Below are 25,013 nucleotides of genomic sequence, written 5' to 3' on the forward strand. Positions count from 1 at the left end.
TTTTTCTCTTCTTCGACCTTTCCACTGCATCGCATGTCCGACAATTTGACTCCCGAGCCGAAGGAACCGTCTCTAAATGGCCACCCCAGCACGCCTGCCGATGAGCCCGGCTGGGAACGCGCCGCGCTCGAACGTATCGCGCTCGCGGCGATAAACGAGCAGCGCGCGGCGCGGCGCTGGAAGATTTTTTTTCGTTTTGTCTTCCTGGTGATCGTGCTGCTGGCGATCTGGGTGGCCATCGACTTCTCCGGCGACAAGGTCGCCGCCACTGGCCGGCACACGGCTATGGTGACGTTAGACGGCGAGATATCCGCGGATACGAACGCGAACGCGGAAGATGTCAATACGGCGTTGCAGAGCGCGTTTGACGACTCGGGCACGGCGGGGGTGATCCTGCGCTGCAATAGTCCGGGCGGCAGTCCGGTGCAGGCGGGCATCATCTATAACGAAATTCGTCGATTGCGCGCTAAATATCCGTCAATTCCGCTATATGCGGTCGTGGGCGACATGTGCGCGTCGGGCGGATACTACGCAGCGGCGGCGGCCGACAAGATTTATGTCGATAAGGCCAGCATCGTCGGCTCGATCGGCGTGCTGATGGACAGCTTCGGCTTCACCGGCCTGATGGATAAGCTGGGAATCCAGCGTCGTTTGCACACATCCGGCGAGAACAAGGGCTTTTTCGACCCTTTCTCGCCCGAAACGCCGAAGATGGACGAACATGCTCAAGATATGCTCGATCAGATCCACGCGCAGTTTATCGATGCGGTGCGTCAAGGGCGCGGCAAGCGCCTGCATGAAACGCCAGACATGTTCTCGGGTCTTTTCTGGACCGGCCAGAAGAGCGTCGAACTCGGCCTTGCCGACGGTTTAGGCGACGCCGATTATGTGGCCCGCGACCTGTTCAAGGCGCCGGATATCGTCGACTACACGGTAAAAGAGAGCATTACGGACCGAGTTGCGCGCAAGTTCGGCGCGGCGGTCGGCAGCGGCGCGGTTCACGCCATGGCGCTCGGTGGGAAGATGAATCTGCGTTGAATTACCGGTGACAATTCAATAAGCGCCGCGCGGTCATGTTTGATGATCGCGCGGCGCTCTGTTTTAGTCTGACGGATTGCCGTCTGACCCGATCAGAGGGCCAAGATCAGAAAAATAGCCGGTCGCTTGTGCAAATCGATCGCCGGCTTTTTCTTCCAGTCGGCCACGGTGCGGCTGGCGATTGTTTCCGTTTCCAGCGTCAGATCCACTGCCACGCAAACGAGCGTGGAAGGCGCGCACGTCGCCAGCAGCGTATCCAGCAACGCGCGATTCCGGTACGGCGTCTCGATAAAGATCTGCGTTTGCTTGCCTTTGCGCGACTGCTGCTCCAGATCTCGCAGACGTTTGGCCCGCTCCGTGGCATCCACCGGCAGGTAGCCGTGGAACGCAAAGCTCTGCCCATTGAGCCCTGACGCCATCAAAGCCAGCAGAATAGAACTCGGGCCGACGAACGGCACGACTTTCACGCCGCGTTCATGGGCGCGGCGCACGAGCAGGGCGCCGGGGTCGGCGACCGCCGGACAGCCCGCTTCGGAAACAAGGCCCGCGTCCGTGCCGGCGAGAAGCGGCGCGAGCAGCCTGTCGATCTCGCCGGCCGGCGTATTCACATTCAGTTCGCGAATCTCGATTTCCTGAATCGGCCGTTCCGTGCCGACTTTCTTCAGGAAAGCGCGCGTGGTTTTCGCGTTTTCGCCGATGTAATAGTGAAGCGACGCCGCATGGGCGCGCACCGGTGCGGGCAGGACGGCGTCGAGCGCCGCGGTATCGCCTTCGCCCAGCGTGTTCGGAATCAGATAAAGCGTGCCGCTCATTGAGCCCCCAATAGTGGATAACCCACTGCGAGCAGCATGCGCGACAGTGCGATCAACGGCAGGCCGACGAGCGCGGTCGGGTCGTCGGAATGGATGGCCTCGAGCAAGGCGATGCCGAGCCCCTCGGACTTGGCGCTACCCGCGACGTCGTACGGCGTTTCGGTCAGCAGATAGGCCTCCAGCGTGGCATCCGGCAGATCGCGGAAATGCACGCGAGTGATTACGTCGACGGCTTGCACGTTTCCCGAGCGGCTGTCGAACAGACATAGCGCACTATGAAACAGCACTTCGCGGCCGCGCATCGCCCGCAACTGGGCAAGCGCCTTTTCGTGCGTGCCTGGCTTGCCGATCTGCAGACCGTCGTAAGTGGCCACCTGATCGGAGCCGATCACGAGCGCCGCTTCGCCGGCGACGAGTCCGCCGGCTACCGCGCGAGCTTTGGCTTGCGCGAGCCGCAACGCGGTGGCTTCGGGTGTTTCGCCGGCGAGCGGGGTCTCGTCGATTGCGGGCGCGACGACATCGAACGGCACGCGCAGGCGTTCGAGCAATTCGCGACGATAAGGCGAGCTCGACGCCAGAATCAGGCGTGGCGGGCGATTGGGAGAATCTGACATGGGTAACCGACGGCTAGGGAGGCGGGGCGTACGGGGTTGCGCAAAGCTCGCGCACGTACGGGCTTAAGTGTTTGACTCGAAAAGACAAAACGGATATGATTTCGGGCTTTTCATCGGTATGCTTGCGCTAGGCGAGTCTCGGTGCGTGTCAATGGCAGTGATCAATGGCTGTGGTCACTGCAGGCAAACACATGAGTCTCACGGGCTGTCTCGCAAATCGGTTATACCTCGCGGTTATATCCGGCGAAATCCTTGCCGACGCAGGAGCGCACATGACTCAACATCCTGGCAACCCTGCAGGTCTGTCCGACCCGCATGATATCGATCTGTTCGAATTCGCGCGGAGTGGGCGTCAGGCCGCGGGTGTCGTGCGCGTCTCGCAACTGCCGCGCATGTTAAGCGAAGTCCCGGCAGAAGCGCCAGACCGCGATGCCGCGTTCACCTGGCAAGCCGAAGGGGCGACGCAGCCGGAATTGCAGGACGACGGCACCGAGGGTCCTCAGCCTTATTTAAGGATGGCGATTCACGGCGCTGCCTGGCTCGAATGTCAGCGGTGCATGACACCGTACTTGCAGGCATTCAACGTCGATGCAACTTACCGGATCGTCAACACTGAGGCGGAAGCCGAAGAGTTTCCGCTCGACGAGGATGAAGTCGAAGTGATCGTGGGTTCGAACCATTTCGATCTCATCGACTTGATCGAAGAAGAGTTGCTGCTTTCCTTGCCGCTCGTGCCTAAGCACGAGGTCTGTCCCGAAGTGCACGAGAGCCTCGTCTCTGGTGTGGCCGGTACTGAAGGCGAGGGCGACGAAGGCATACTGGACGAAGCGGGTGAGGGCGGCGAGCCCGAACGGCCTAATCCGTTTGCGGCGCTCCAGAGTCTCAAGCGCGGTGAGCCGGACGACAAGAAGCACTGAACAGTTGCATGGGAGCGCGATGCGGGCGCATTGGCCATTCGGCCAGTGACGGAGACCGGATCGGGCTGTGTTAGAATTCGGAAAATTTTTAGGAGTTAGTCATGGCAGTTCAACAAAATAAGAAGTCGCCGTCGAAGCGCGGCATGCACCGTTCGCACGATTTCCTGACGGCAGCGCCGCTGGCAGTGGAACCGAGCACGGGCGAAGTGCATCTGCGTCACCACGTTAGCCCGAACGGCTACTATCGCGGCAAGAAAGTCGTCAAGACGAAGAACGATTAATCGTTTCATTGCGCGTTTCACTGCGTGTCGCTTTGTGGCGTTTCGCGTGGCGATCGGCTCGCTTGACATTTTCCCGGCTCGGCAAAAAGGCGGCATTCAATTGCCGCTTTTTTGTGTCGATCGCAGTTGGCGCCTCGGCGCTTACTATGATTCCATGCGGGGCGTCTGAAATTCGTCGCACTCCATGACAGTAAAGCTCACGATAGATTGCATGGGAGGCGACCACGGCCCGTCCGTGACCGTTCCCGCTGCCGTCAACTTCGTTCGATCGCATCCCGATGCTGAGCTACTGCTCGTCGGCATCGAAAGCGCGATTCGTGCGCAGCTGAAAAAGTTGAAGGCTCAGGACCTGCCGGCGCTGACCGTCGTGCCCGCTTCCGAGATCGTCGCCATGGACGATCCGGTCGAAGTCGCGCTGCGCAAGAAAAAAGATTCCTCCATGCGCGTGGCGCTGAACCGCGTCAAGGAAGGCGAGGCGCAAGCCTGCATTTCCGCCGGCAACACCGGCGCGCTGATGGCGGTCTCGCGCTACGTGCTGAAAACGCTGTCGGGCATCGAACGCCCGGCCATCGCGTCGGCACTGCCCAATCCCAATGGCTACACGATGATGCTCGACCTGGGCGCCAACGTCGACTGCGAGCCGCAGCATCTGCTGCAGTTCGCGGAGATGGGGCACGCGCTCGTGTCCGCGCTCGAGGGCAAGGATCGGCCTACCATCGGGCTGCTCAACATCGGCGAAGAAGTCATCAAGGGCAACGACACCATCAAACGTGCCGGCGAACTGCTGCGCGCGAGTACACTTAACTTTCACGGTAACGTTGAAGGTAACGATATCTTCAAGGGCACGGTCGACGTCATCGTCTGCGACGGTTTTGTCGGCAATGTCGCGCTGAAGACGTCGGAAGGCCTCGCGCAGATGCTGTCCAACATCATCAAGGAAGAGTTCGGCCGTTCGTGGCTCACCAAGGTGATGGCTGTGCTCGCCTTGCCGGTATTGATGCGCTTCAAGAAACGCGTCGATCATCGGCAATACAATGGTGCCGCGTTGCTCGGCCTGCGCGGGCTGGTGATCAAAAGCCACGGTTCGGCGGATGCTTACGGGTTTGAGTGGGCTATCAAACGCGGGTATGATGCCGTCAAAAACGGCGTGCTGGAACGCCTTGCGCGAGCGATGGAAGAGAATGCAGGTTCTCTCGAACAGGCGGCGCGCGACGCAAGCGGTGCGGGTCACGCAAGCCCGATCGCCGGCCAGCCAGCCGAGCCCTACGCTGCGCAATCCTCGAAGGCATAATGGCTCAATCGACAATTTATTCCCGCGTGCTGGGCACCGGCAGCTATCTGCCGCCCAACCGCGTCACCAATCAGGATCTGGCCGAGCGTCTTGGCAAGCAAGGTGTCGAGACGAGCGACGAATGGATCGTTGCCCGCACGGGCATTCATGCGCGCCATTTCGCGGACCCTGATGTCACGACCAGCGATCTCGCGCTCATCGCTTCGCAACGCGCGATCGAAGCAGCGGATATCGACCCGCAGTCCATCGATCTGATCATCGTCGCCACTTCCACGCCCGACTTCGTGTTTCCGAGCACGGCGTGCCTGTTGCAGAACAAGCTCGGCATCAAGAACCACGGCGCGGCATTCGACGTGCAGGCCGTCTGTTCCGGTTTTGCCTACGCGGTGGCCACGGCGGACAGTTTCATCCGCAGCGGTCAGCATCGCACGGCGCTCGTGATCGGTGCGGAAACCTTCTCGCGCATTCTCGACTTCAACGACCGTACGACCTGCGTGCTGTTCGGCGACGGCGCGGGCGCGGTGATCCTGCAGGCGTCCGAACAACCGGGCGTGCTGGCGAGCGCATTGCACGCCGACGGCAGCCATTCGAACATTCTCTGCACGCCGGGCAATGTGAACGGCGGCGTCGTAGCGGGCAGCGCGTTCCTGCATATGGACGGGCAGGCGGTGTTCAAGCTCGCCGTCAACGTGCTCGAAAAGGTCGCGGTCGAAGCGCTCGAGAAGGCCAATATGTCGGCTGAGCAGATCGACTGGCTGATTCCGCATCAGGCGAATATCCGCATCATGCAAAGCACTTGCCGCAAGCTCGGCTTGCCGCAGGAACGCATGGTCGTCACGGTGGGCGAGCACGGCAATACGTCGGCTGCGTCCATTCCGCTCGCATTCGACGTCGCGGTGCGCGACGGCCGCATCAAGCGCGGCCAGAACGTGCTGATCGAAGGTGTCGGCGGCGGCTTCACGTGGGGCGCGTCGGTTATCCGCTACTGATAGCGGCGACGTTATGGCGAGCGCTCTTCACAGCGCTCGACTACGCTTGAGCGCGCTCGCCATCAACTGGGCGCGCCACCCACATCTGACTAAATCGATTTTGGGGACGATATGAAATTTGCGTTCGTTTTTCCTGGGCAAGGTTCGCAGTCCGTCGGCATGCTCAACGCATTCGCCGATCACGCCATCGTGCGTGAGACGGTTCAGGAAGCCTCCGATGCGCTCAATCAGGATCTCGGCAAGCTGATCGCCGAAGGCCCCGTCGAAGATCTGAACCTCACCACCAACACCCAGCCGGTCATGCTGACCGCCGCTTACGCGATGTATCGCGCGTGGCTGCAGGCTGGCGGCCCGAAGCCGGCGATCGTCGCGGGCCATAGCCTCGGCGAGTACACCGCGCTGGTCGCGGCGGGCGCGATCGCGTTTCGCGACGCTGTGCCGCTCGTGCGTTTTCGCGCGCAAGCCATGCAGACGGCGGTGCCGGTCGGTGAAGGCGGCATGGCCGCGATTCTCGGTCTCGACGACGACGCGGTGCGCGCGGTGTGCGCCGAAGCGTCGGTCGCGGGCGTCGTCGAAGCGGTGAATTTCAATGCGCCGGCGCAGGTCGTGATCGCAGGAAACAAGGCTGCGGTTGAAAAGGCCTGCGAAGTCGCGAAAGCGAAGGGCGCCAAGCGCGCGTTGCCGCTGCCGGTCTCGGCACCGTTCCACTCGTCGCTGCTCAAGCCGGCGTCGGACCAGTTGTGTGAGTATCTGGCGAGCGTCGAGGTGCAGGTGCCGGCGATTCCGGTCATCAACAACGTCGACGTCGCCGTGGTCAACGAGCCGGTCAAGATCAAGGACGCGCTGGTGCGCCAGGCAGCCGGTGCGGTGCGTTGGGTCGAAAGCGTTCAGGCCATGTCGGCTCAAGGCGTCACGCACGTGATCGAATGCGGTCCGGGCAAGGTCCTTGCGGGTTTGACCAAGCGTATCGACGGCAACCTGGTCGGCGCTTCGATCTTCGATCCGGCTTCGCTCGAAGAAACGCTCAAGCTGGTAACGGCAGGCTGAACGCATAGTCTCGTGAGCGTCTGGCAGCGGGCGCTGCATGAGCAGCATCAGACGCAAGCATCAAGAATCAATCAGCCCTCCGAAGGGCATTCGGACTGACAGATGGAAAAGACTCTCGACAAGCAGATCGCAATCGTCACTGGCGCTTCGCGCGGCATTGGCCGTGCGATCGCCATGGAACTGGCGCGCCAGGGCGCGACAGTGATCGGCACGGCGACCAGCGAAAGCGGCGCGGCCGCCATCAGCGAAGCGTTTAACGCAGCCGGCGTGAACGGTCGCGGCGTAGTGCTCAACGTCAACGACGCGGCTGCGGCAGAAGCGCTGATCGACGGCACGGTGAAGGAATTCGGCGCGCTGCACGTGCTGGTGAACAACGCCGGCATCACGCAGGATCAACTCGCCATGCGCATGAAGGACGACGATTGGGACGCGGTGGTCGACACCAACCTCAAGTCGGTATTCCGTCTGTCGCGCGCGGTGCTGCGTCCCATGATGAAGGCGAAGGGCGGCCGCATCATCAACATCACGTCGGTGGTCGGCTCGGCCGGCAACCCTGGACAGATCAATTACGCCGCCGCGAAAGCGGGCGTGGCGGGCATGACGCGCGCGCTCGCGCGCGAGATCGGCAGCCGCAACATCACGGTGAATTGCGTGGCGCCGGGCTTTATCGATACCGACATGACCAAAACCCTGCCGGAAGAGCAGCAAACGGCGCTGAAGACGCAGATTCCGCTGGGCCGCCTCGGCAGCCCGGAAGATATCGCGCACGCCGTGGCGTTTCTGGCATCGCCGCAAGCCGGCTATATCACCGGCACGACACTGCATGTGAACGGCGGGATGTACATGTCGTAACCAAATTCGGTTACTATCCGCGCCTTGATGCGTTTGTAAATGCGTAAAGGCGCATGCCTTGACAGCAACCCGATGCGCCGCTTTTTTGCCGGGTCAAACCTGATAAAATGCGCGCACCTGTATTTTTGAACTTCTTTTCCCTTGGAGGGGTAATGGACAATATCGAACAGCGCGTCAAGAAGATCGTCGCAGAACAACTGGGCGTTGCAGAAGCTGAGATCAAGAACGAAGCTTCGTTCGTGAACGACCTCGGCGCCGACTCGCTCGACACCGTTGAACTCGTGATGGCCCTCGAAGACGAATTCGGCATGGAAATTCCGGATGAAGAAGCCGAGAAGATCACCACCGTTCAGCAAGCGATCGACTACGCTCGCGCGAACGTCAAGGCCTAAGGTCATTCGCGCCCGCGTTTCTGCGTTGGCGGCGTATGACGCCCTGCCGTGTCGGTTGCCGACGCCAGCAGGGTTGGTGCTTTTTGCCGCGCGTTTTGCCAAGCAGGAGCCAGCGATGTCGACAGCGCAAGTTTTCGCGCGATTGCCGAGTTAAACAGCCACAGGGCACACAGGGCAGGTTCCTGTGGCCGCTGTGGCTTTTGCTTTTGTCATCTATGAAAAAGGGGTTACCGTGAGCCGCCGTCGTGTTGTTGTTACAGGCCTGGGGCTGATTTCGCCTGTTGGCAATAATGTTGCCGACGGCTGGGCCAATCTGGTCGCCGGCAAGTCGGGTATTGCCAATATCACGAAGTTCGATGCGTCGAACTTTTCGACTCGTTTCGCCGGCGAGGTGAAGGGCTTCAATATCGAGGACTACATCCCCGGTAAGGAAGCGCGCCACATGGATACGTTCATCCATTACGGCGTGGCTGCAGGCATCCAGGCGATGCAGGACAGCGGTCTCGAAGTCACCGACGAGAATTCGGAGCGTATCGGTGTAGTGGTCGGTTCGGGCATCGGCGGTTTGCCGATGATCGAAGTTACGCAAACCGAACTGCTCAATCGCGGCCCGCGCCGTATTTCGCCGTTCTTCGTGCCGGCGTCGATCATCAACATGATCTCCGGCCATCTGTCGATCAAGTTCGGCATCAAGGGGCCGAATCTGGCGATCGTCACCGCCTGCACCACCGGCCTGCACTGTATCGGCGAGGCATCGCGCCTGATCGAATACGGCGACGCCGACGTGATGATCGCAGGCGGCGCGGAATCGACCGTGTCGCCGCTGGGTATCGGCGGCTTTGCGGCGGCGCGCGCGCTGTCGCAACGCAATGACGATCCGGCAACCGCGAGCCGTCCGTGGGACAAGGATCGCGACGGTTTCGTGCTGGGCGAGGGCGCCGGCGTGATGGTGCTCGAAGAGTACGAACACGCGAAGGCACGCGGCGCGAAGATTTACGCCGAAGTCAGCGGCTATGGGATGAGCGGCGACGCCTATCACATGACCGCGCCGCTGGAAGACGGCGACGGCGCTCGCCGCTGCATGCTGGCCGCGTTGAAGAACGCGGGCATCAACACGGATCAGGTGAATTACCTGAACGCGCACGGCACGTCCACGCCGCTCGGCGACCTGGCTGAAACCACCGGCATCAAGCGCGCTTTCGGCGACCACGCCAAAGACATGGTCGTGAACTCGACCAAGTCGATGACGGGTCACCTGCTGGGCGGAGCCGGCGGTCTGGAGTCGGTGTTCACCGTGCTGGCCGTGCATCATCAGGTGTCGCCGCCGACCATCAACATCTTCAACCAGGATCCGGCCTGCGACCTGGACTACTGCGCCAACACCGCGCGGGAGATGAAGATCGACGTCGCGCTGAAGAACTCGTTCGGGTTCGGCGGCACGAACGGCACGCTGGTCTTCAAGCGCGCCTGATCGCCTGATAGTTGGTGACGCGCCAGTCGACGGCGCCGGTTGTACCGGCGCTTTCCCCTGAATCGGCCACGCCCGACGGAGCGCCGCAGCAGATTGCGCTGCGGCGCTCCGTCGCCGTCTGGGCTGCGTTACGGGTTTTCGTTCTGACGGCGACATCGGCTGTCTTTGCTTGCCTCGCGTCGCATCTGGGCACGTGGCAGGCCGTTCCGTTGACGCTCGCGGTGTGGGCGTGGCTCGCGCTTTGCGCGCTCCGGTACGAGCGCACGCAACCTGTCGCGTTGAAAATCGGGCCGGACGGATTGTCTGTCTGGAGCCGGACCGGCGCGCTGCTTGCGCAAGGCCGTATTGCCGGTTGTTCGCAATGGAGCAGTCGCTTGCTATTGCTGGCGCTGATGCCGGAGCAGGGCGGTTCACGCACTCTGCTACTTGCCGCCGACGCACTCCCGGCGCCCATTTTCCGGGAACTGGCCGTGCTGGGCCGGCGTGGCGCCGGCGCCTGACTGTAACGACTGTAACCGCTGTTACCGGCGTAACGTACCCGGATGATGGGGACGCTACAATGGTCCCCCGCCATGCGCCCTATAGTTAACGGATTTATCAGGTGAGCGAAAAAGAAATTGATCAGGTGCTGGTCGAGCGCGTCCAGAAGGGCGATAAGGCCGCGTTCGAGCTACTGGTCTCCAAATACCACCGCAAGATTCTCCGGCTGATCTCGCGCCTCGTGCGGGACCCCGCCGAGGTAGAAGACGTCGCTCAGGACGCCTTTATCAAGGCGTACCGGGCGTTGCCGCAGTTTCGCGGTGAATCGGCCTTTTATACGTGGTTGTACCGGATTGCCGTCAACACGGCAAAGAACTACCTTGCGACCCAAGGGCGGCGCGCGCCGACCTCGACCGAAGCAGATGCTGAAGAAGCTGAAACTTTCTCGGACGCGGACCAACTAAGGGATATCAACACGCCTGAGTCGATGTTGATGAGCAAGCAGATCGCTGAGACGGTCAATGCTGCGATGGCGGTTTTACCGGAAGAGTTGCGCACCGCCATTACTCTTCGTGAAATTGAAGGTTTGAGCTACGAGGAAATCGCTGAGATGATGGGTTGCCCAATTGGCACAGTCAGATCACGAATTTTCCGCGCTCGCGAAGCCATTGCGGCAAAATTGCGTCCGTTGCTTGACACACCTGAAGGCAAGCGCTGGTAAACCACCAGCCGGTTGGAAGGGACGCGGGTGCAATATCTGGATTAGTGGTGTCACTACGGGGTATTTGTAAGATGGGGAGCATCATGGGGTCGGTCTCGATGCAATCGCAAGCCAGCTCGCGCGGCGAGCGTCTGTCCGCTTTTGTCGACGGTGAGCTGTTCGGCGAAGAGCATCTGAATCTGGACACGTTTATTTCCGGGTTGAATGGCGAGGATCGCGCCGCCTGGTCGAGCTATCACCTGATCGGCGACGCGTTGCGTTCCGACGATCTGGCGGTCAGCCCGGCGGCGAGCAGCGCGTTTCTGAGCGGTTTCGCCGCGCGCCTCGACAACGAACCGCACGTGCTGGCGCCCGCCGCCATGCCGGTTGCGCGTCGTTTGCTGGCGTTGCGCCGCCGTGTCGTGCCGGCTTTTGCGGTCGCAGCAGCGGCTGCCACGCTGACGTGGATCGTCGTGCCGCAGCTACAAGGCGTGCCGGGCGGCTCGGGCGCGGCGCAGCTTGCGTCGGTTCAGTCGCGTGTCGATTCGCTGCAGCGCGTGGCTATGGCTCCGACAGCTACGGTCCAGCCGGTCGCGCAAGACGCCAATATCATTCGCGACGCCAGTCTCGACCAGTATCTGGAAGCTCATCAGCAATTCGCGCAGCAACCGGTCATGCCGGGCTCGATGCCGCTGATTCGCGCTGCCGCTGTTTCTACGCAAGGCCAATAGTTTGATGCAGACTCCGCGGTTGAATAAAACGACTATCTGGGGGCGGCTGCCGGCATTTCTGTTCTGCGCAGCCGTATTGTTGTCCGCTACACCGCGGGTCTTTGCACAAACCGACGATCCGCTCGTTGCCCGTCGCACGGCTGCGGATCTGCTGGATCGCATCCATCAGGCCGCGCAGCAGCAGAATTACGAGGGCGCATTCGTCTATCAGCGCGGCAATTTCGTTCAAACGTCGCGGATCGCGCACTACGCGACCCGTGCGGACGGCGAATTCGAGCAACTCGAAAGCCTCGACGGCAAGCCGCGCAAAATGCTGCGTCATAACGACGAGCTCTACACGTTCGTGCCGGAGCGGCATTTGTGCGTCGTCGAAAAACGTCAGAACAAAGACTCGTTCCCCGCGCTGCTGGCCGTGAGCGGCGAGCAGGTGCTGTCGGTTTACGAGCCCAAGCTGCTCGGCGACGACCGCGTCGCGGGCGTCGACAGCCAGGTGATCGAACTCGATCCGAAAGACGCCTATCGCTTTGCGTACAAGCTGTGGGCCGACAAGAAAACCGGCCTCCTGCTGCGTGCGCAGACGCTCGACACGAATGGCCAGGTGCTCGAGCAACTGTCGTTTTCCCAGATTCGCATCGGTGTGCCGGTCGACAAGGCCGGCATCGTCAGCGGTATTCGTAATACGGCGGGTTGGACCGTGGTGCGTCCGCCGGTCGAGCCGGTCGACATGGCCGCGCAAGGCTGGCAGATCACGCCGACGGTGCCGGGCTTCCGCAAGATTCGTGAACTGCGCCGACCCATGGCCGCGCGCGATCCGGGCCAGCCGACCATTCCGGTGGACCAGGCGGTGTTCTCAGACGGCCTCGCGGCCATTTCGGTGTTCGTCGAACCGGTTGAAAACAACACGCGCAAGGAAGGTGCGGGAAGCAGCGGCGCCACGCACGTGCTCGTCAAGCGTCGCGGCGACTTCTGGATTACTCTGCTCGGTGAAGTGCCCCAGACCACATTGCAGCAATTTGCGTCTGCCATAGAATACAAAGCTCCGAAGTAATCCCCCGAATCCTGAATCCCTCGGCTTGCTACGATATGACGACTTTCTCGGTGCGCAAATTCCTCGCGGCCGCGGTGGTAGCGGCTTGTCTGCCGCTCGTGCCGCATACGGCATCGGCGGCTTCGGCCGCCAATCTGCCCGACTTCACTGATCTGGTCGACAAGGTCGGCCCGGCGGTCGTCAACATTCGCACGACTACACGCGTGTCGAACAGCGGTGCTCGCGGCGGTTTGCCGCCGGGCATGGACGACGGCGACATGTCCGAGTTTTTCCGGCGCTTCTTCGGCATTCCGTTGCCGCAGTCGCCGCAATCCCCCGGTGCGCCGGGTTCGCCGCGTGGCGGCGACAACGGCGGCAGTGGCGGCAGTCAGGACTTGCCGGATAACAGCGATGCCGAGCAGAACAGCGGCGTCGGCTCGGGCTTCATTCTGTCGGCGGACGGTTACGTGATGACCAACGCGCACGTCATCGACGACGCGGACACCATTTACGTCACGCTCACCGACAAGCGCGAATTCAAGGCGAAGCTGATCGGCGTGGACGATCGGACCGACGTTGCCGTCGTGAAGATCAGCGCCGCCAATCTGCCGACCATCACGATCGGCGACTCGAACAAGGTGCGCGTGGGCGAGTGGGTCGTGGCGATCGGTTCGCCCTTCGGTCTCGAGAACACGGTGACGGCCGGCATTGTCAGCGCCAAGGGGCGCGATACGGGCGACTATCTGCCGTTCATCCAGACCGACGTGGCCGTCAATCCGGGCAATTCGGGCGGTCCGCTGATCAATATGCAGGGCGAGGTGATCGGCATCAACTCGCAGATCTACAGCCGCACGGGCGGTTTCATGGGCATCTCGTTCGCGATTCCGATCGACGAAGCCATGCGCGTGGCCGATCAGCTGAAGGCGTCGGGTAAGGTCGTGCGCGGCCGGATCGCGGTAGCGATCGGCGAAGTGACCAAAGACGTGGCCGACTCGCTCGGCCTGCCGAAGGCGCAGGGCGCGCTGGTGAGCAGCGTCGAACCGGGCGGCCCGGCGGACAAGGCCGGCGTGCAGCCGGGCGACATCATCCTGAAGTTCAACGGCCATTCGGTCGATACGGCAACCGACCTGCCGCGCATGGTCGGCGACACCAAGCCGGGCACCAGGTCGACGATCACGATCTGGCGCAAGGGACAGACGCGCGATCTGCCGGTGACGATCGCCGAAATGCAGCCGGATAAAACGGCCAAGGCGGATCAGAAGAAACCGCAGCCGCCGAAGCAGCGCGCCACCAACGCGCTGGGTGTGGCCGTCAGCGATATCCCGGCCGACCAGCTGAAGGCGCTGAAATTGCGCAACGGCGTGCAGATCGACGCCGCGGACGGTCCCGCAGCGCGCGTCGGCTTGCAAAAGGGCGACATCATCCTGCGGGTGGGTGATACGGACATCACCAGCGCGAAGCAGTTCGACGAAGTGAGTTCGCATCTCGATCCGCAGAAGATGGTCGCGCTGCTGGTTCGCCGCGGCGAGAACACGCAGTTCGTGCCGGTCCGCCCGCGCAGCGTCCAGAAATGACGAAGGCGGCGCCGCTCACGCTTTACGGGCGCGCGTGGTGCCACCTTTGCGACGACCTGCGTGCCGCGCTCGAGCCCTTGCTGACCGAGTTCGGCGCGCAGGTCGAGGTGATCGACGTCGACATCGATCCTGTACTGGAAGCGCGTTACAACGAACTGGTGCCGGTTCTGGTCTGCGACGGCGTCGAGTTGTGTCACTATCACCTCGACGAAGCGCGGGTTCGTGCCGCGCTCGCCGCACGGGTCGCGGCCACGCCCTGAGCTTGACTCAAGGGTTCGAACACAGCGCCAACGCCGCGCCGTTCACATCGAGTTTCACGCCTCTCTTAAGCCGTCTTTTCCGCCCGAGCTTCGCAAGATGCGCCGGGCGATAGCCTTTTCGGCTAAAATAGATAGGTTTTTCACCTACTTACAAGGCGTGCTCCGCTATTGTCCGAGCGCGCCTTTTTTGCTTGATCGGCACTGAATGGATCATATTCGTAACTTCTCGATCATTGCGCACATCGACCATGGCAAGTCGACGCTCGCCGATCGCATCATCCAGATTTGCGGCGGCCTGTCCGACCGCGAGATGGAATCTCAAGTGCTCGATTCGATGGATCTCGAACGCGAGCGCGGCATCACCATCAAGGCACAAACCGCCGCACTGACGTACAAAGCCCGTGACGGGCAAGTCTACAACCTGAACATGATCGACACGCCGGGCCACGTCGACTTCTCGTACGAAGTCAGCCGCTCGCTGTCCGCATGCGAAGGCGCGCTGCTGGTCGTCGATGCGAGCCAGGGTGTGGAAGCGCAAACCGTCGCCAACTGCTACACGGCGATCGAACTCGGCGTCGACGTGATTCCGGTGCTCAACAAGATCGATCTTCCGGCCGCGAACCCTGAAAACGCGATCGCCGAAATCGAAGACGTGATCGGTATCGACGCAACCGACGCCACGCATTGCAGCGCCAAAACCGGCCTCGGCGTCGAAGACGTACTCGAAGCGCTGGTCGCCAAAGTGCCGCCGCCCAAGGGCGATCCGGAAGCGCCGTTGCAGGCGCTGATCATCGACTCGTGGTTCGACAACTACGTCGGCGTCGTGATGCTGGTGCGTATCGTCAACGGCACGCTGCGTCCCAAGGACAAGATCCGCATGATGGCGACCGGCGCGCAGTATCCGGTCGAGCATGTCGGCGTGTTCACGCCGAAGTCGAAGAATCTCGAATCGCTGTCGGCCGGGCAGGTGGGCTTCATCATCGCCGGCATCAAGGAATTGGCCGCGGCAAAGGTTGGCGACACCGTGACGTTGGTAAATCGTCCCGCAGCCGAACCGCTGCCCGGCTTCAAGGAAGTGAAGCCGCAGGTGTTCGCCGGTCTCTATCCGGTCGAAGCAAACCAGTACGACGCGCTGCGCGATTCGCTCGAAAAGCTGAAGCTGAACGACGCCTCGCTGATGTACGAGCCGGAAGTGTCGCAGGCGCTCGGTTTCGGTTTCCGTTGCGGCTTCCTCGGTCTGCTGCATATGGAGATCGTGCAGGAACGGCTGGAGCGAGAATTCGACATGGACCTGATCACCACGGCGCCGACCGTGGTGTACGAAGTCCTGCAGCGCGACGGCACGACCATCATGGTGGAGAATCCGGCCAAGATGCCGGAGCCGTCGAAGATCGAAGAAGTGCGCGAGCCGATCGTCACCGTGAACCTGTACATGCCGCAAGACTACGTCGGCTCGGTGATTACGCTGTGTACGCAAAAGCGCGGCACGCAGATCAACATGCAGTATCACGGCCGTCAGGTGCAACTCACGTACGAAATTCCGATGGGCGAAGTCGTGCTCGATTTCTTCGATCGTCTGAAGTCGATTTCGCGCGGCTATGCGTCGATGGATTACGAGTTCAAGGAATACCGCGCGGCAGACGTAGTGAAGGTCGACATGCTGATCAACGGCGACAAGGTCGACGCGCTGTCGGTCATCGTGCACCGTTCGCAGAGCCAGTATCGCGGCCGCGAAGTGGCGTCGAAAATGCGTGAACTGATTCCGCGTCAAATGTACGACGTCGCGATTCAGGCCACCATCGGCGCAAACATCATTGCGCGCGAGAACATTAAAGCGTTGCGTAAGAACGTGCTGGCAAAATGCTACGGCGGCGACATCTCGCGTAAGAAGAAGCTGCTGGAAAAGCAAAAGGCAGGCAAGAAGCGAATGAAGCAGGTGGGATCGGTCGAGATTCCGCAAGAGGCTTTTCTCGCGATTTTGCGTGTCGAAGACAAATAAGACGAACAACGGAACCCTATGAATTTTGCGCTGATTCTTTTTGTGCTCGTCATTTTGACGGGCGTCGCGTGGGTCGCAGATAAACTGGTTTTCATGCCGCAACGGCGCCGCGCGGCGGAAGCCGCGGTCGCCGAGTTCGACCGCCAGCAGGCACGCATCGGCGAGCGTTTCGCTGATGAAAACGCGGCGCAAACGCGCGCGCGTCTGCGTGACGACAAGCTGCGCCAACCGTGGTGGCTCGAGTATTCGGCGAGCTTTTTCCCGGTGATTCTGGTGGTGTTCGTGGTGCGCTCGTTCGTAGTCGAGCCGTTCAAGATTCCTTCGGGTTCGATGGTGCCGACGCTGCTGGTGGGCGACTTCATCCTCGTGAATAAATTCGACTACGGCATCCGTCTGCCGATCACCAACACGAAAATCACCGAAGGCCGTCCGCTCCAACGCGGCGACGTGGTGGTGTTCCGTTACCCGAAAGACGAATCGGTCGACTACATCAAGCGCGTGATCGGCTTGCCGGGCGACACCGTCGCGTATCAGGACAAGCAACTCACCATCAACGGCAAGCCTGTACCGGAAACGCCGCTGCCCGATTATCTCGACGACGAACGCATGGGTTACGCGAAACAGTTCGAAGAAGATCTCGACGGCCGCAAGAACGCGATTCTCAACAATCCCGCCGTGCCGCCGTTCATTGTCGGCGCCGAAGATTATCCGTATCGCGACAACTGCACATACAACGCACGCGGCGTGATCTGCAAGGTGCCGCCGGGCAATTACTTCATGATGGGCGACAACCGCGATAACAGCGCGGACAGCCGTTACTGGGGTTTCGCGCCGGACAAGAATATCGTCGGCCGCGCGTTTTTCATCTGGATGAATTTCAGCAATCTGAAACGCATCGGCTCATTCAACTGAGATCGTGTGCGTTGATTGCACGACACGCCGCGTGCTTGGCTCGCTGTTGGCCTTCACCAGGTCACATGAGCCGCGGCGTGTTCTCACGCTACTTTAAGATCCCGCGGTAACGTCGCTTCACCACGCTTTTTCCGCTGGCCGCCCCGCGTTTTCGCCGGGTCTGGCGCCCGCGTTATACTCTGCCCATGCCCCTATCTCCGTTGGAAAGCCGACTGCGCTACGAATTTCGCAATGCGGAATTGTTGCGCCAGGCTTTAACGCACCGCAGTCACAGTGCCACGCATAACGAACGGCTCGAGTTTCTTGGCGACTCCGTTCTAAATTGCGCGGTGGCCGCGCTTTTGTTCCAACGTTTCGGCAAATTGGACGAGGGCGACCTGTCGCGCGTCCGCGCCAATCTGGTCAAACAGCAGTCGCTTTACGAAATCGCTCAGGCCCTGAATATTTCCGAAGGATTGCGGCTGGGCGAAGGCGAGTTGCGCAGCGGCGGCTTCCGCCGGCCCTCCATCCTCGCTGACACGCTCGAAGCGGTGCTGGGAGCCGTGTTCCTCGACGGCGGCTTCGACGCCGCTCAGACGGTCATCAAGCGCCTTTACGTGCCGATTCTGGATCACATCGACCCGCGCACGCTCGGCAAGGATGCCAAGACGCTGCTGCAGGAGTACTTGCAAGGCCACAAGATCGCGCTGCCGACTTATACGGTCGTCGCCACGCATGGTGCGGCGCACAATCAGCAATTCGAAGTCGAGTGCACGGTGCCGAAACTGGACGTGAAAGTTTCCGGTTCCGGCGCGAGCCGTCGCGCGGCGGAGCAGGCGGCGGCCAAGAAAGCACTCGACGAAGTCATGGCCGCGGCGCCCGCCGTGGTCGCCAAGCCCAAGCGCTCGAAAGGCGCTCGCGCGGCCAAGCATGCCGAGCCGGAGATCGTTCCTGGTGTGACGGGCGTGCAAGCTGCGCTGGATTTACGCAGTCCGGATCGCAAGAGCGAGCGCGGAGCGGGGCGCGGTGAATCGCGCGCGGCTGCCGAGCCCGCAACCGAACGTCCGACATTGACAGCGACAGCCGCGCCACTGGCGGTGATTCGCGCCGCGCACGTGGAGTACAGCGGACAGGACAAAGCTGAGCGCGCCGAGAAGGTAGAGAAGGCGGCCGCTCACGCGGGCGACAAGTCCGCTGACAAAGCCGCAGCGGAAAAAGCCGCCGAAAAGCTCGACACCAAGGCCGCGGATGCGAAACCCGCTGAAGCCAAACCCGCCGAAGCCAAACCGGAAGCGAAGCCAGAAACCGCCGCAGTCCGCAGCGTCGACAAACACCGCAGCCGCGAGGCCACGCCCGGTCCCGCCGTGCCCGTGCCGAGCCCGGCAGCGGCACCCACCGAACACGAACCCGGCGTAGCCGACGCGGTGCAAACGCGCGTCGCCGACGCGGGCCATTGATTGCCATCGGCGCGCCATTCCCGCGCGTCGATCCGAACTTGCCGTAGCCCGAATATGAACATTCCCACTCCCACTGGTTTTCGCTGCGGCATGGTCGCGATCGTCGGCCGCCCCAACGTCGGCAAATCCACGCTGATGAACGCGCTGGTCGGCCAGAAAGTCAGTATCACGTCGCGCAAGGCGCAGACCACGCGCCATCGCATCACGGGCATTCATACGCTCGAAGACGCGCAATACATTTTCGTCGACACGCCGGGTTTTCAGACCAAGCACAGCGGCGCGCTGAACCGTTCGCTGAATCGCGCGGTCACGTCTACGCTGACTTCGGTCGACGCAATCCTGTTCGTGATCGAAGCCGGCCGTTTCGGCCCGGACGATCAGAAGGTGCTCGACCTGATTCCGCCGTCGGTGCCGACGCTGCTGATCGCCAACAAGCTCGATCGCGTGTCGGATAAGGCCTCGCTGTTCCCGTTCATGCAGCAGATCAGTGCGCTGCACAAGTTCGCTGAGATCGTGCCGCTGTCGGCAAAGAACACAGACGACATCAAGCGTCTGATGGCGACCGTCAAACCGTTCCTGCCGGAAGGCGCGCCGATCTACGGCGAAGACGACCTGACCGATCGCAGCGAGCGCTTCCTCGCCGCGGAAATCCTGCGCGAGAAAGTGTTCCGCTGGACCGGCGACGAGCTGCCGTACACGAGCACCGTGCTGATCGACAAGTTCGAAACCGAAGGGCGTCTGCGCCGCATTTTCGCGACCATCATGGTCGACCGCGACACACACAAGGCGATGATCATTGGGCAGAAAGGCGCCAAGCTGAAACAGATCAGCACCGAAGCGCGCCTCGATATGGAAAAGCTGTTCGACGGTCCGGTGTATCTGGAAACCTTCATCAAGGTGAAGAGCGGCTGGGCCGACAACGAAGCCGGACTTCGCGCGTATGGGTACGAATGACGCGTGGATGACGCTGAATTCCGACGCGGACCCGGACGATTCGGAGCCGGCCGCGCCGGCACGCGATTTGTCCAAACCCGCGTCTAAACCCGCGCGTAGCACCAGAAAATCTTCATCGACTAAAAGCGCACAGGGCGCCGAAGGCGAGCCACGCAAAGCGCCGCCTCGCCGTGCTCCGCGCACCTCCGCGTCCGACTACCGGATCGCGGAGCAACCCGCCTTCGTTCTCCATAGCTATCCGTATCGCGAGACCAGTCTGATCATCGACGTGCTGTCGCGCGATCACGGCCGTCTCGCGCTCGTCGCGAAGGGCGCGAAGCGTCCGCACTCCGCGCTGCGCGGCGTGCTGCAGACGTTCCAGCCGCTCGCGCTGTCGTGGTCGGGCAAATCCGAAGTGCGAACGCTGACCGGCGCCGAATGGGTCGGCGGCATGTTGCCGCTGGCCGGCGACGCGCTGCTGTGCGGCTTCTACGTCAATGAACTGCTGGTCAAGTTCTGCGCGCGCGAAGACCCGCATCCGCAACTGTTCCATCACTACGTCGTCACGATGACGCGTCTCGCGCACGACGAGCCGCCCGTGCAGGTGCTGCGTTCGTTCGAACGCGTGCTGCTGCGCGAAACCGGCTACGCGATGGCGCTGGATCGCACCGTCGCGCGCAAAGCGGTGCTGGCCGATGGCCGCTATGTGTTCGATCCGGAGCGCGGCGTGCGCGAAGCCTCCGACGATCTGCCAGCGCTTTGGCCGGTGATCGCGGGGCAAACCTTGCTCGACATGGAGCAGGACGATTACCATCGAGCGCAGACCGTGGCGCAAAGCAAAACGCTGATGCGCTTTCTGCTCAACACTTACCTTGGCGGCACGCCGCTCGCGACGCGCCAGATCCTGATCGACTTGCAGAACTTATGAGCTTCTTTCTTACGTCGCCGAATGTGATTGACCTGGGCGTGAACATCGATCACGTCGCCACGCTGCGCAACGCGCGCGGCACGTCCTATCCCGATCCGATCCGCGCCGCGCTGATGGCCGAAGAGGCCGGCGCGGACGTCATCACGCTGCATCTGCGTGAAGACCGCCGGCATATCGTCGACGCCGACGTGCGCAAGCTGCGCCCGCTTCTGAAGACGCGCATGAATCTCGAATGCGCGGTCACGCAGGAAATGCTCGACATCGCCAGCGAAGTGCAGCCTCACGACGTATGCCTCGTGCCGGAAAAGCGCCAGGAGCTGACCACGGAAGGTGGACTCGACGTCGCCGGCCAGTTCGAAGCCGTACGCGCCGCGTGCAAGCAACTCGCCGACGCCAACTCGCGGGTGTCGCTCTTCATCGATCCGGACGAAACGCAGATTCGCGCCGCGCACGAAGCCGGCGCGCCGGTGATCGAACTGCACACCGGACGTTACGCCGAAGCGCACGATCCCGCCGAACAGCAGCGCGAATTCGAGCGCGTGGTGCGCGCCGTCGAATTTGGCAGGACGCTCGGCATCAAGGTCAATGCAGGCCACGGCCTGCACTACACGAACGTCCAGCAGATTGCGGCGATCGAGGGCATTGACGAGCTGAATATCGGCCACGCGATCGTCGCGCACGCGATCTTCGCCGGCTGGGATAACGCGGTGCGCGAGATGAAGGCGATCATGGTCGCCGCGCGTCTCGGCGCGCGCGCATAGAACGCGGCGGCTCGCGCATGACAATCTACGGCATCGGCACGGACATCGTCCAGGTCAGTCGCGTAGCCGCGGTCATGACGCGCACCAACGGCCGTTTCGCCGAAAAGGTGCTCGGTCCGGACGAACTGCGCGTCTATCACGCGCGGCAGGCACGTTCGGCGGCGCGCGGTCTCGCGTTTCTCGCCACGCGGTTCTCGGCGAAAGAAGCGTTCTCGAAGGCGATCGGCCTCGGCATGCACTGGCCGATGACATGGCGCGCGCTGCAAACGCTCAACAAGCCGAGCGGCGAACCGATGGTGGTCGCATCCGGCGAACTGGCCGAGTGGCTCGACGCGCGCGGCATCACGGCGCGCGTGACGATCAGCGACGAGCGCGACTACGCGGTGTCGTTCGTGATTGCGGAAACGGCGCAAGCGGGCGCGGCCGACGTCGCCGAATAAAAATACTTTGAACGCGGCGAAGGTCTGCCGCGTCTCTCCTTGCTCCAGGCTTTTTTCCAGCGGAAATCGATGAAAACCATTCCCGGACCGGTGATGCTCGACGTGGTCGGCAAAACGCTGAACCACGACGACAAGCGCCGCCTTGCCCATCCGATGACCGGCGGCGTGATCCTGTTCGCGCGCCATTACGAGAGCCGCGCGCAACTGATCGCGCTGACCGATTCGATCCGCGCGATTCGCGACGATCTGCTGATCGCCGTCGATCACGAAGGCGGCCGCGTGCAACGCTTTCGCGCCGACGGCTTCACGGTGCTGCCCGCAATGGGCAAGCTCGGCACGTTGTGGGACAGCGATGTGTTGCACGCCACCAAAGTGACGACGGCCGTCGGCTATATCCTCGCGACGGAACTGCGCGCGTGCGGCATCGATATGAGCTTTACGCCGGTGCTCGATCTCAACTATGGACAATCGCAGGTAATCGGCGACCGCTCGTTCCACCGCGATCCGCGCGTGGTGGCGTTGCTTGCCAAAAGCCTGAACCACGGACTCGCGCTGGCCGGCATGAGCAATTGCGGCAAGCATTTCCCGGGACACGGTTTCGCCCACGCGGATTCGCATGTCGCCATGCCGGTCGACGACCGTTCGCTCGAAGAGATTCTGCGCGACGACGTGGCGCCGTACGACTGGCTCGGCCTGTCGTTGGGGTCGGTGATTCCCGCGCATGTGATCTATCCGCAGGTCGATTCGAAGCCGGCGGGTTTCTCGCGTGTCTGGCTGCAGGACATTCTGCGCAACAAGCTGCGCTTCGAAGGCGCGATTTTCAGCGACGATCTGTCGATGGAAGCCGCGCGCCAGGGCGGCACGCTGACCGAAGGCGCCACCGCCGCGCTGCAGGCCGGCTGCGACATGGTGCTGATCTGCAATCAGCCGGACGAAGCGGAGAAGGTGCTGGATGCGCTGCGCTTCACGCCGTCGAAGGAATCGCAACGGCGCTTGCAACGTATGCGGCCGCGCGGCAAAGCGTTGAAGTGGAGCAAGCTGGTCGCCGATCCGCAATATCTGCAAGCGCAGGCGCTGTTGCGTAGCGCGTTTGCATAGGCAGCCCAAACGCCGGCAAGCACCGCAAGAAAAACGGCGCCTTCGAATATGAAGGCGCCGTTTTTTCGCTCAAGGCGAACCGCAAAGATCGCTGTGGCTGTTAGTTCAAGCGCATACGTTGCAGCTTGTTGTACAGCGTCTTCGGACTGATGCCCAGCAGCGACGCCGCCCGGTGACGCGTACCGCCCACCGCGTCGAGCGTCGCGCGAATCAGCATTTCCTCGACGTCCGCGAGCGGCGTGCCCACGGTGACCTGCACGCGGCTGCCGTTCAGATCGCGGCCGTTTGCGGAGCCGGCCTCGTCGGCGCGCAAGGACTCCAGCACGTCGCCGGACGCGTGATACGCGCGCCGCACGCGGTCCTGCAATTCACGCACATTGCCCGGCCATTCATACGCGAGACATTCGCGCAGGAAATTCGGCGCGACCTGCTTGGCGGTCTCCGCGGCGCCGCGCGTCAAGCCTTCGTGATTCAATTCGTCGACGACCGCCTGGGCGATCAGCGCCGGATCCTCGCCGCGCTCGCGCAGCGGCGGCAGCGTGACGGCCGCGGCTTCGAGGCGCAACGCCAGGTCTTCGTGCAGGCTGCCGTCGGCTACCGCCGCCCGCGGCGCTTTGCGCGTCGACGCGATCAGCCGGAAGTCCGTCACCACCTGATTCGTGCCGCCGACCCGCATGAACGTCTGCGAGTCGAGCGCGCGCAGCAGCGCTTCCTGCTGGGCGCGCGGCAACTCGGCGATTTCCTCGATGAACAGCGTGCCGCCGCTCGCCTGTTCGAACAGGCCCGGTTCGCGCTGCTCGGCGCCGTTGAACGCACCGCGTTCGTGACCGAACAGCAGGCTGTCGAGCGAGCGTTGCCCGGCCGCGCTGTTCGCGCTCCGGCAGTCGAGCGTGATGAACGGACCTTTGCGGCGTCGGCTCATGTCGTGCATCGTGCGCGCCGCGATCTGCTTGCCGGTGCCGGATTCGCCGGAAATCAGCACAGCGGCTTCAGTCGGCGCGATATGTTCGATCGTGTCGTAGACGTGCTGGATCGCACCGCTGCGGCCGAGCATCGCGCCGAAACGACCTAGTTGACGCAGCGACGCGCGCAGCGTCTGCACTTCCTCGGTCAGTTCGTACGGGCGCGGGATGCGCGCGAGCAGGCTGCGCAAACGGGGAATGTTGACCGGCTTGAGCAGGTAATCCCAGATGCCGTGGCGCAAACCTTCGATCGCGCTTTCCACCGTCGCATTGCCGGTCATCACGATAACGGGCAGGGCGCCACCGGGCGGATGAGCGGGCAGGTGTTGCAGCAGGTCGAGCCCGCTGCCGTCCGGCAGGTTCAGGTCGACCAGCACGACGTCGGGAATGAAGCGCGTCAACGCGGCCCGGGCCTCCGCGATCGTCGTCGCGGTATCGACGGAGAAACCGTCGGCGGCGAGGATGGCGGACAGGCCTGACAGGCTATTAGGATCGTCTTCAACAATCAGGGCGTGTGGCATGGCGAGCGCAATTTTTTAGATGGATGGAATACCCGATGCGCTGCGCCGATACATTGGCGCGCGGCACGGGCGCGATGCTGGCCGGTACTGTCGGTCGGATGCCGAGTCGGAACCTGCGCCGCGTGTACAACCTGGACATGCGCGGCTGCGCTACAGGCGCGGCCGGCTGACGTAGGCAGATCGTCCGGTGCGCACACCAGGCGCGGCACCGGCAGAAAGGCGGCGATTCGACTCAAGCGGTTCGGGTCCTTTGCGTTATTACCTGGCAGCCGGTCCTGACGTTTTGTAAGCGCGGACCGGGCGCCTGTATTTCCTTCACTCGGGCTGTCAGAAATCCCGATTGCTGTCAAAGAAACGCCGCACTTCGCGTTCCGCTTCTTCGCGCGTCTTGCCGTAACGTTCCTGGATCAAACCGGCGAGCTTGTCGGCGCGGCCTTCGGCCTTGGTCAACTCGTCGTCCGTCAGTTCACCCCATGCTGTCTTGGCCTTGCCAACCATTTGCTTCCACTTGCCTTCAGCGATGTCGTTATTCATGCCGCATCTCCGG

At 62.3% G+C, this 25,013-nt stretch carries 27 protein-coding genes; 23 read left to right on the forward strand and 4 right to left on the reverse strand.

Annotated elements, in window-relative coordinates; all coding sequences use genetic code 11:
* Positions 1-33 precede the first annotated feature (33 nt).
* On the forward strand, positions 34-1,038 hold the full coding sequence (locus PQR54_RS31455; protein ID WP_408252607.1) for a S49 family peptidase: 1,005 nt from the start codon (positions 34-36) through the stop codon (positions 1,036-1,038).
* Positions 1,039-1,130: 92 nt separating this feature from the next.
* On the opposite strand, the gene PQR54_RS31460 is transcribed toward PQR54_RS31455, so the two are convergent.
* Positions 1,131-1,850 (reverse strand): SAM-dependent methyltransferase, encoded by a 720-nt coding sequence (locus PQR54_RS31460; RefSeq protein ID WP_408252609.1) that lies wholly within the window; start codon positions 1,848-1,850, stop codon positions 1,131-1,133.
* Positions 1,847-2,464, reverse strand: a complete 618-nt coding sequence (locus PQR54_RS31465; RefSeq protein ID WP_408252611.1) for a Maf-like protein — start codon at positions 2,462-2,464, stop codon at positions 1,847-1,849. Before PQR54_RS31465 ends, PQR54_RS31460 begins: the two co-directional genes overlap by 4 nt.
* Positions 2,465-2,736: 272 nt before the next feature.
* Between PQR54_RS31465 and PQR54_RS31470 the strand changes: the two genes are divergently transcribed.
* The 22 genes from PQR54_RS31470 to nagZ all read left to right on the forward strand — a co-directional run bounded on the left by PQR54_RS31470 (position 2,737) and on the right by nagZ (position 22,983).
* Positions 2,737-3,381, forward strand: coding sequence for a DUF177 domain-containing protein (locus PQR54_RS31470; protein ID WP_408252613.1), 645 nt, complete (start codon positions 2,737-2,739; stop codon positions 3,379-3,381).
* A gap of 101 nt (positions 3,382-3,482) precedes the next feature.
* Positions 3,483-3,662 (forward strand): 50S ribosomal protein L32, encoded by a 180-nt coding sequence (gene rpmF / locus PQR54_RS31475; protein WP_006051932.1) that lies wholly within the window; start codon positions 3,483-3,485, stop codon positions 3,660-3,662.
* A gap of 184 nt (positions 3,663-3,846) precedes the next feature.
* On the forward strand, positions 3,847-4,953 hold the full coding sequence (plsX, locus tag PQR54_RS31480) for a phosphate acyltransferase PlsX (protein WP_408206820.1): 1,107 nt from the start codon (positions 3,847-3,849) through the stop codon (positions 4,951-4,953).
* Positions 4,953-5,942, forward strand: a complete 990-nt coding sequence (locus tag PQR54_RS31485; protein ID WP_408252615.1) for a beta-ketoacyl-ACP synthase III — start codon at positions 4,953-4,955, stop codon at positions 5,940-5,942. Before plsX ends, PQR54_RS31485 begins: the two co-directional genes overlap by 1 nt.
* Before the next feature lie 111 nt (positions 5,943-6,053).
* Positions 6,054-6,989: an ACP S-malonyltransferase gene (gene fabD / locus PQR54_RS31490; protein ID WP_408252617.1), complete on the forward strand. Its 936-nt coding sequence runs from the start codon at positions 6,054-6,056 to the stop codon at positions 6,987-6,989.
* A gap of 102 nt (positions 6,990-7,091) precedes the next feature.
* Positions 7,092-7,841, forward strand: a complete 750-nt coding sequence (gene fabG, locus PQR54_RS31495; RefSeq protein ID WP_408252618.1) for a 3-oxoacyl-ACP reductase FabG — start codon at positions 7,092-7,094, stop codon at positions 7,839-7,841.
* 152 nt (positions 7,842-7,993) lie between these two features.
* Entirely contained in the window at positions 7,994-8,233 is a 240-nt protein-coding gene (gene acpP / locus PQR54_RS31500; protein WP_004197638.1) for an acyl carrier protein, read from the forward strand.
* Positions 8,234-8,465: 232 nt separating this feature from the next.
* Complete coding sequence (fabF, locus tag PQR54_RS31505) at positions 8,466-9,704, forward strand: beta-ketoacyl-ACP synthase II (protein WP_106283835.1); 1,239 nt, start codon at positions 8,466-8,468, stop codon at positions 9,702-9,704.
* Between the two features lie 14 nt (positions 9,705-9,718).
* Complete coding sequence (locus tag PQR54_RS31510) at positions 9,719-10,204, forward strand: hypothetical protein (protein WP_408252620.1); 486 nt, start codon at positions 9,719-9,721, stop codon at positions 10,202-10,204.
* Between the two features lie 101 nt (positions 10,205-10,305).
* Complete coding sequence (rpoE, locus tag PQR54_RS31515) at positions 10,306-10,905, forward strand: RNA polymerase sigma factor RpoE (protein WP_006051939.1); 600 nt, start codon at positions 10,306-10,308, stop codon at positions 10,903-10,905.
* A gap of 83 nt (positions 10,906-10,988) precedes the next feature.
* Positions 10,989-11,615 (forward strand): sigma-E factor negative regulatory protein, encoded by a 627-nt coding sequence (locus tag PQR54_RS31520; protein ID WP_408252622.1) that lies wholly within the window; start codon positions 10,989-10,991, stop codon positions 11,613-11,615.
* Between the two features lie 4 nt (positions 11,616-11,619).
* Positions 11,620-12,663, forward strand: coding sequence for a MucB/RseB C-terminal domain-containing protein (locus PQR54_RS31525; RefSeq protein WP_408252788.1), 1,044 nt, complete (start codon positions 11,620-11,622; stop codon positions 12,661-12,663).
* Between the two features lie 35 nt (positions 12,664-12,698).
* Positions 12,699-14,216, forward strand: a complete 1,518-nt coding sequence (locus PQR54_RS31530) for a DegQ family serine endoprotease (protein WP_408252623.1) — start codon at positions 12,699-12,701, stop codon at positions 14,214-14,216.
* Complete coding sequence (locus PQR54_RS31535; RefSeq protein ID WP_408252625.1) at positions 14,213-14,476, forward strand: glutaredoxin family protein; 264 nt, start codon at positions 14,213-14,215, stop codon at positions 14,474-14,476. Before PQR54_RS31530 ends, PQR54_RS31535 begins: the two co-directional genes overlap by 4 nt.
* Positions 14,477-14,681: 205 nt before the next feature.
* Positions 14,682-16,475: a translation elongation factor 4 gene (gene lepA / locus PQR54_RS31540; RefSeq protein ID WP_408252627.1), complete on the forward strand. Its 1,794-nt coding sequence runs from the start codon at positions 14,682-14,684 to the stop codon at positions 16,473-16,475.
* Between the two features lie 18 nt (positions 16,476-16,493).
* Positions 16,494-17,387, forward strand: coding sequence for a signal peptidase I (gene lepB / locus PQR54_RS31545; protein WP_310814328.1), 894 nt, complete (start codon positions 16,494-16,496; stop codon positions 17,385-17,387).
* 185 nt (positions 17,388-17,572) lie between these two features.
* Positions 17,573-18,823 (forward strand): ribonuclease III, encoded by a 1,251-nt coding sequence (gene rnc, locus PQR54_RS31550; RefSeq protein ID WP_408252630.1) that lies wholly within the window; start codon positions 17,573-17,575, stop codon positions 18,821-18,823.
* A 54-nt stretch (positions 18,824-18,877) separates the two neighbouring features.
* Positions 18,878-19,777, forward strand: a complete 900-nt coding sequence (gene era / locus PQR54_RS31555; protein ID WP_408252632.1) for a GTPase Era — start codon at positions 18,878-18,880, stop codon at positions 19,775-19,777.
* Positions 19,764-20,684, forward strand: coding sequence for a DNA repair protein RecO (gene recO, locus PQR54_RS31560; protein WP_408252634.1), 921 nt, complete (start codon positions 19,764-19,766; stop codon positions 20,682-20,684). Before era ends, recO begins: the two co-directional genes overlap by 14 nt.
* Positions 20,681-21,445: a pyridoxine 5'-phosphate synthase gene (gene pdxJ / locus PQR54_RS31565; RefSeq protein ID WP_408252636.1), complete on the forward strand. Its 765-nt coding sequence runs from the start codon at positions 20,681-20,683 to the stop codon at positions 21,443-21,445. Before recO ends, pdxJ begins: the two co-directional genes overlap by 4 nt.
* Before the next feature lie 17 nt (positions 21,446-21,462).
* On the forward strand, positions 21,463-21,885 hold the full coding sequence (acpS, locus tag PQR54_RS31570; RefSeq protein ID WP_408252638.1) for a holo-ACP synthase: 423 nt from the start codon (positions 21,463-21,465) through the stop codon (positions 21,883-21,885).
* 69 nt (positions 21,886-21,954) lie between these two features.
* Complete coding sequence (gene nagZ / locus PQR54_RS31575; protein WP_408252640.1) at positions 21,955-22,983, forward strand: beta-N-acetylhexosaminidase; 1,029 nt, start codon at positions 21,955-21,957, stop codon at positions 22,981-22,983.
* A 100-nt stretch (positions 22,984-23,083) separates the two neighbouring features.
* Here nagZ and PQR54_RS31580 read toward each other — a convergent pair whose 3' ends face one another.
* On the reverse strand, positions 23,084-24,466 hold the full coding sequence (locus PQR54_RS31580; protein ID WP_408252642.1) for a sigma-54-dependent transcriptional regulator: 1,383 nt from the start codon (positions 24,464-24,466) through the stop codon (positions 23,084-23,086).
* Between the two features lie 327 nt (positions 24,467-24,793).
* The gene (locus PQR54_RS31585; RefSeq protein ID WP_012433871.1) at positions 24,794-25,000 is read right to left on the reverse strand and encodes a CsbD family protein; all 207 of its coding nucleotides are present in this window, start codon (positions 24,998-25,000) and stop codon (positions 24,794-24,796) included.
* Positions 25,001-25,013 lie beyond the last annotated feature (13 nt).

The organism is Paraburkholderia phytofirmans (assembly GCF_046028095.1).
Lineage (GTDB): Bacteria > Pseudomonadota > Gammaproteobacteria > Burkholderiales > Burkholderiaceae > Paraburkholderia > Paraburkholderia phytofirmans_A.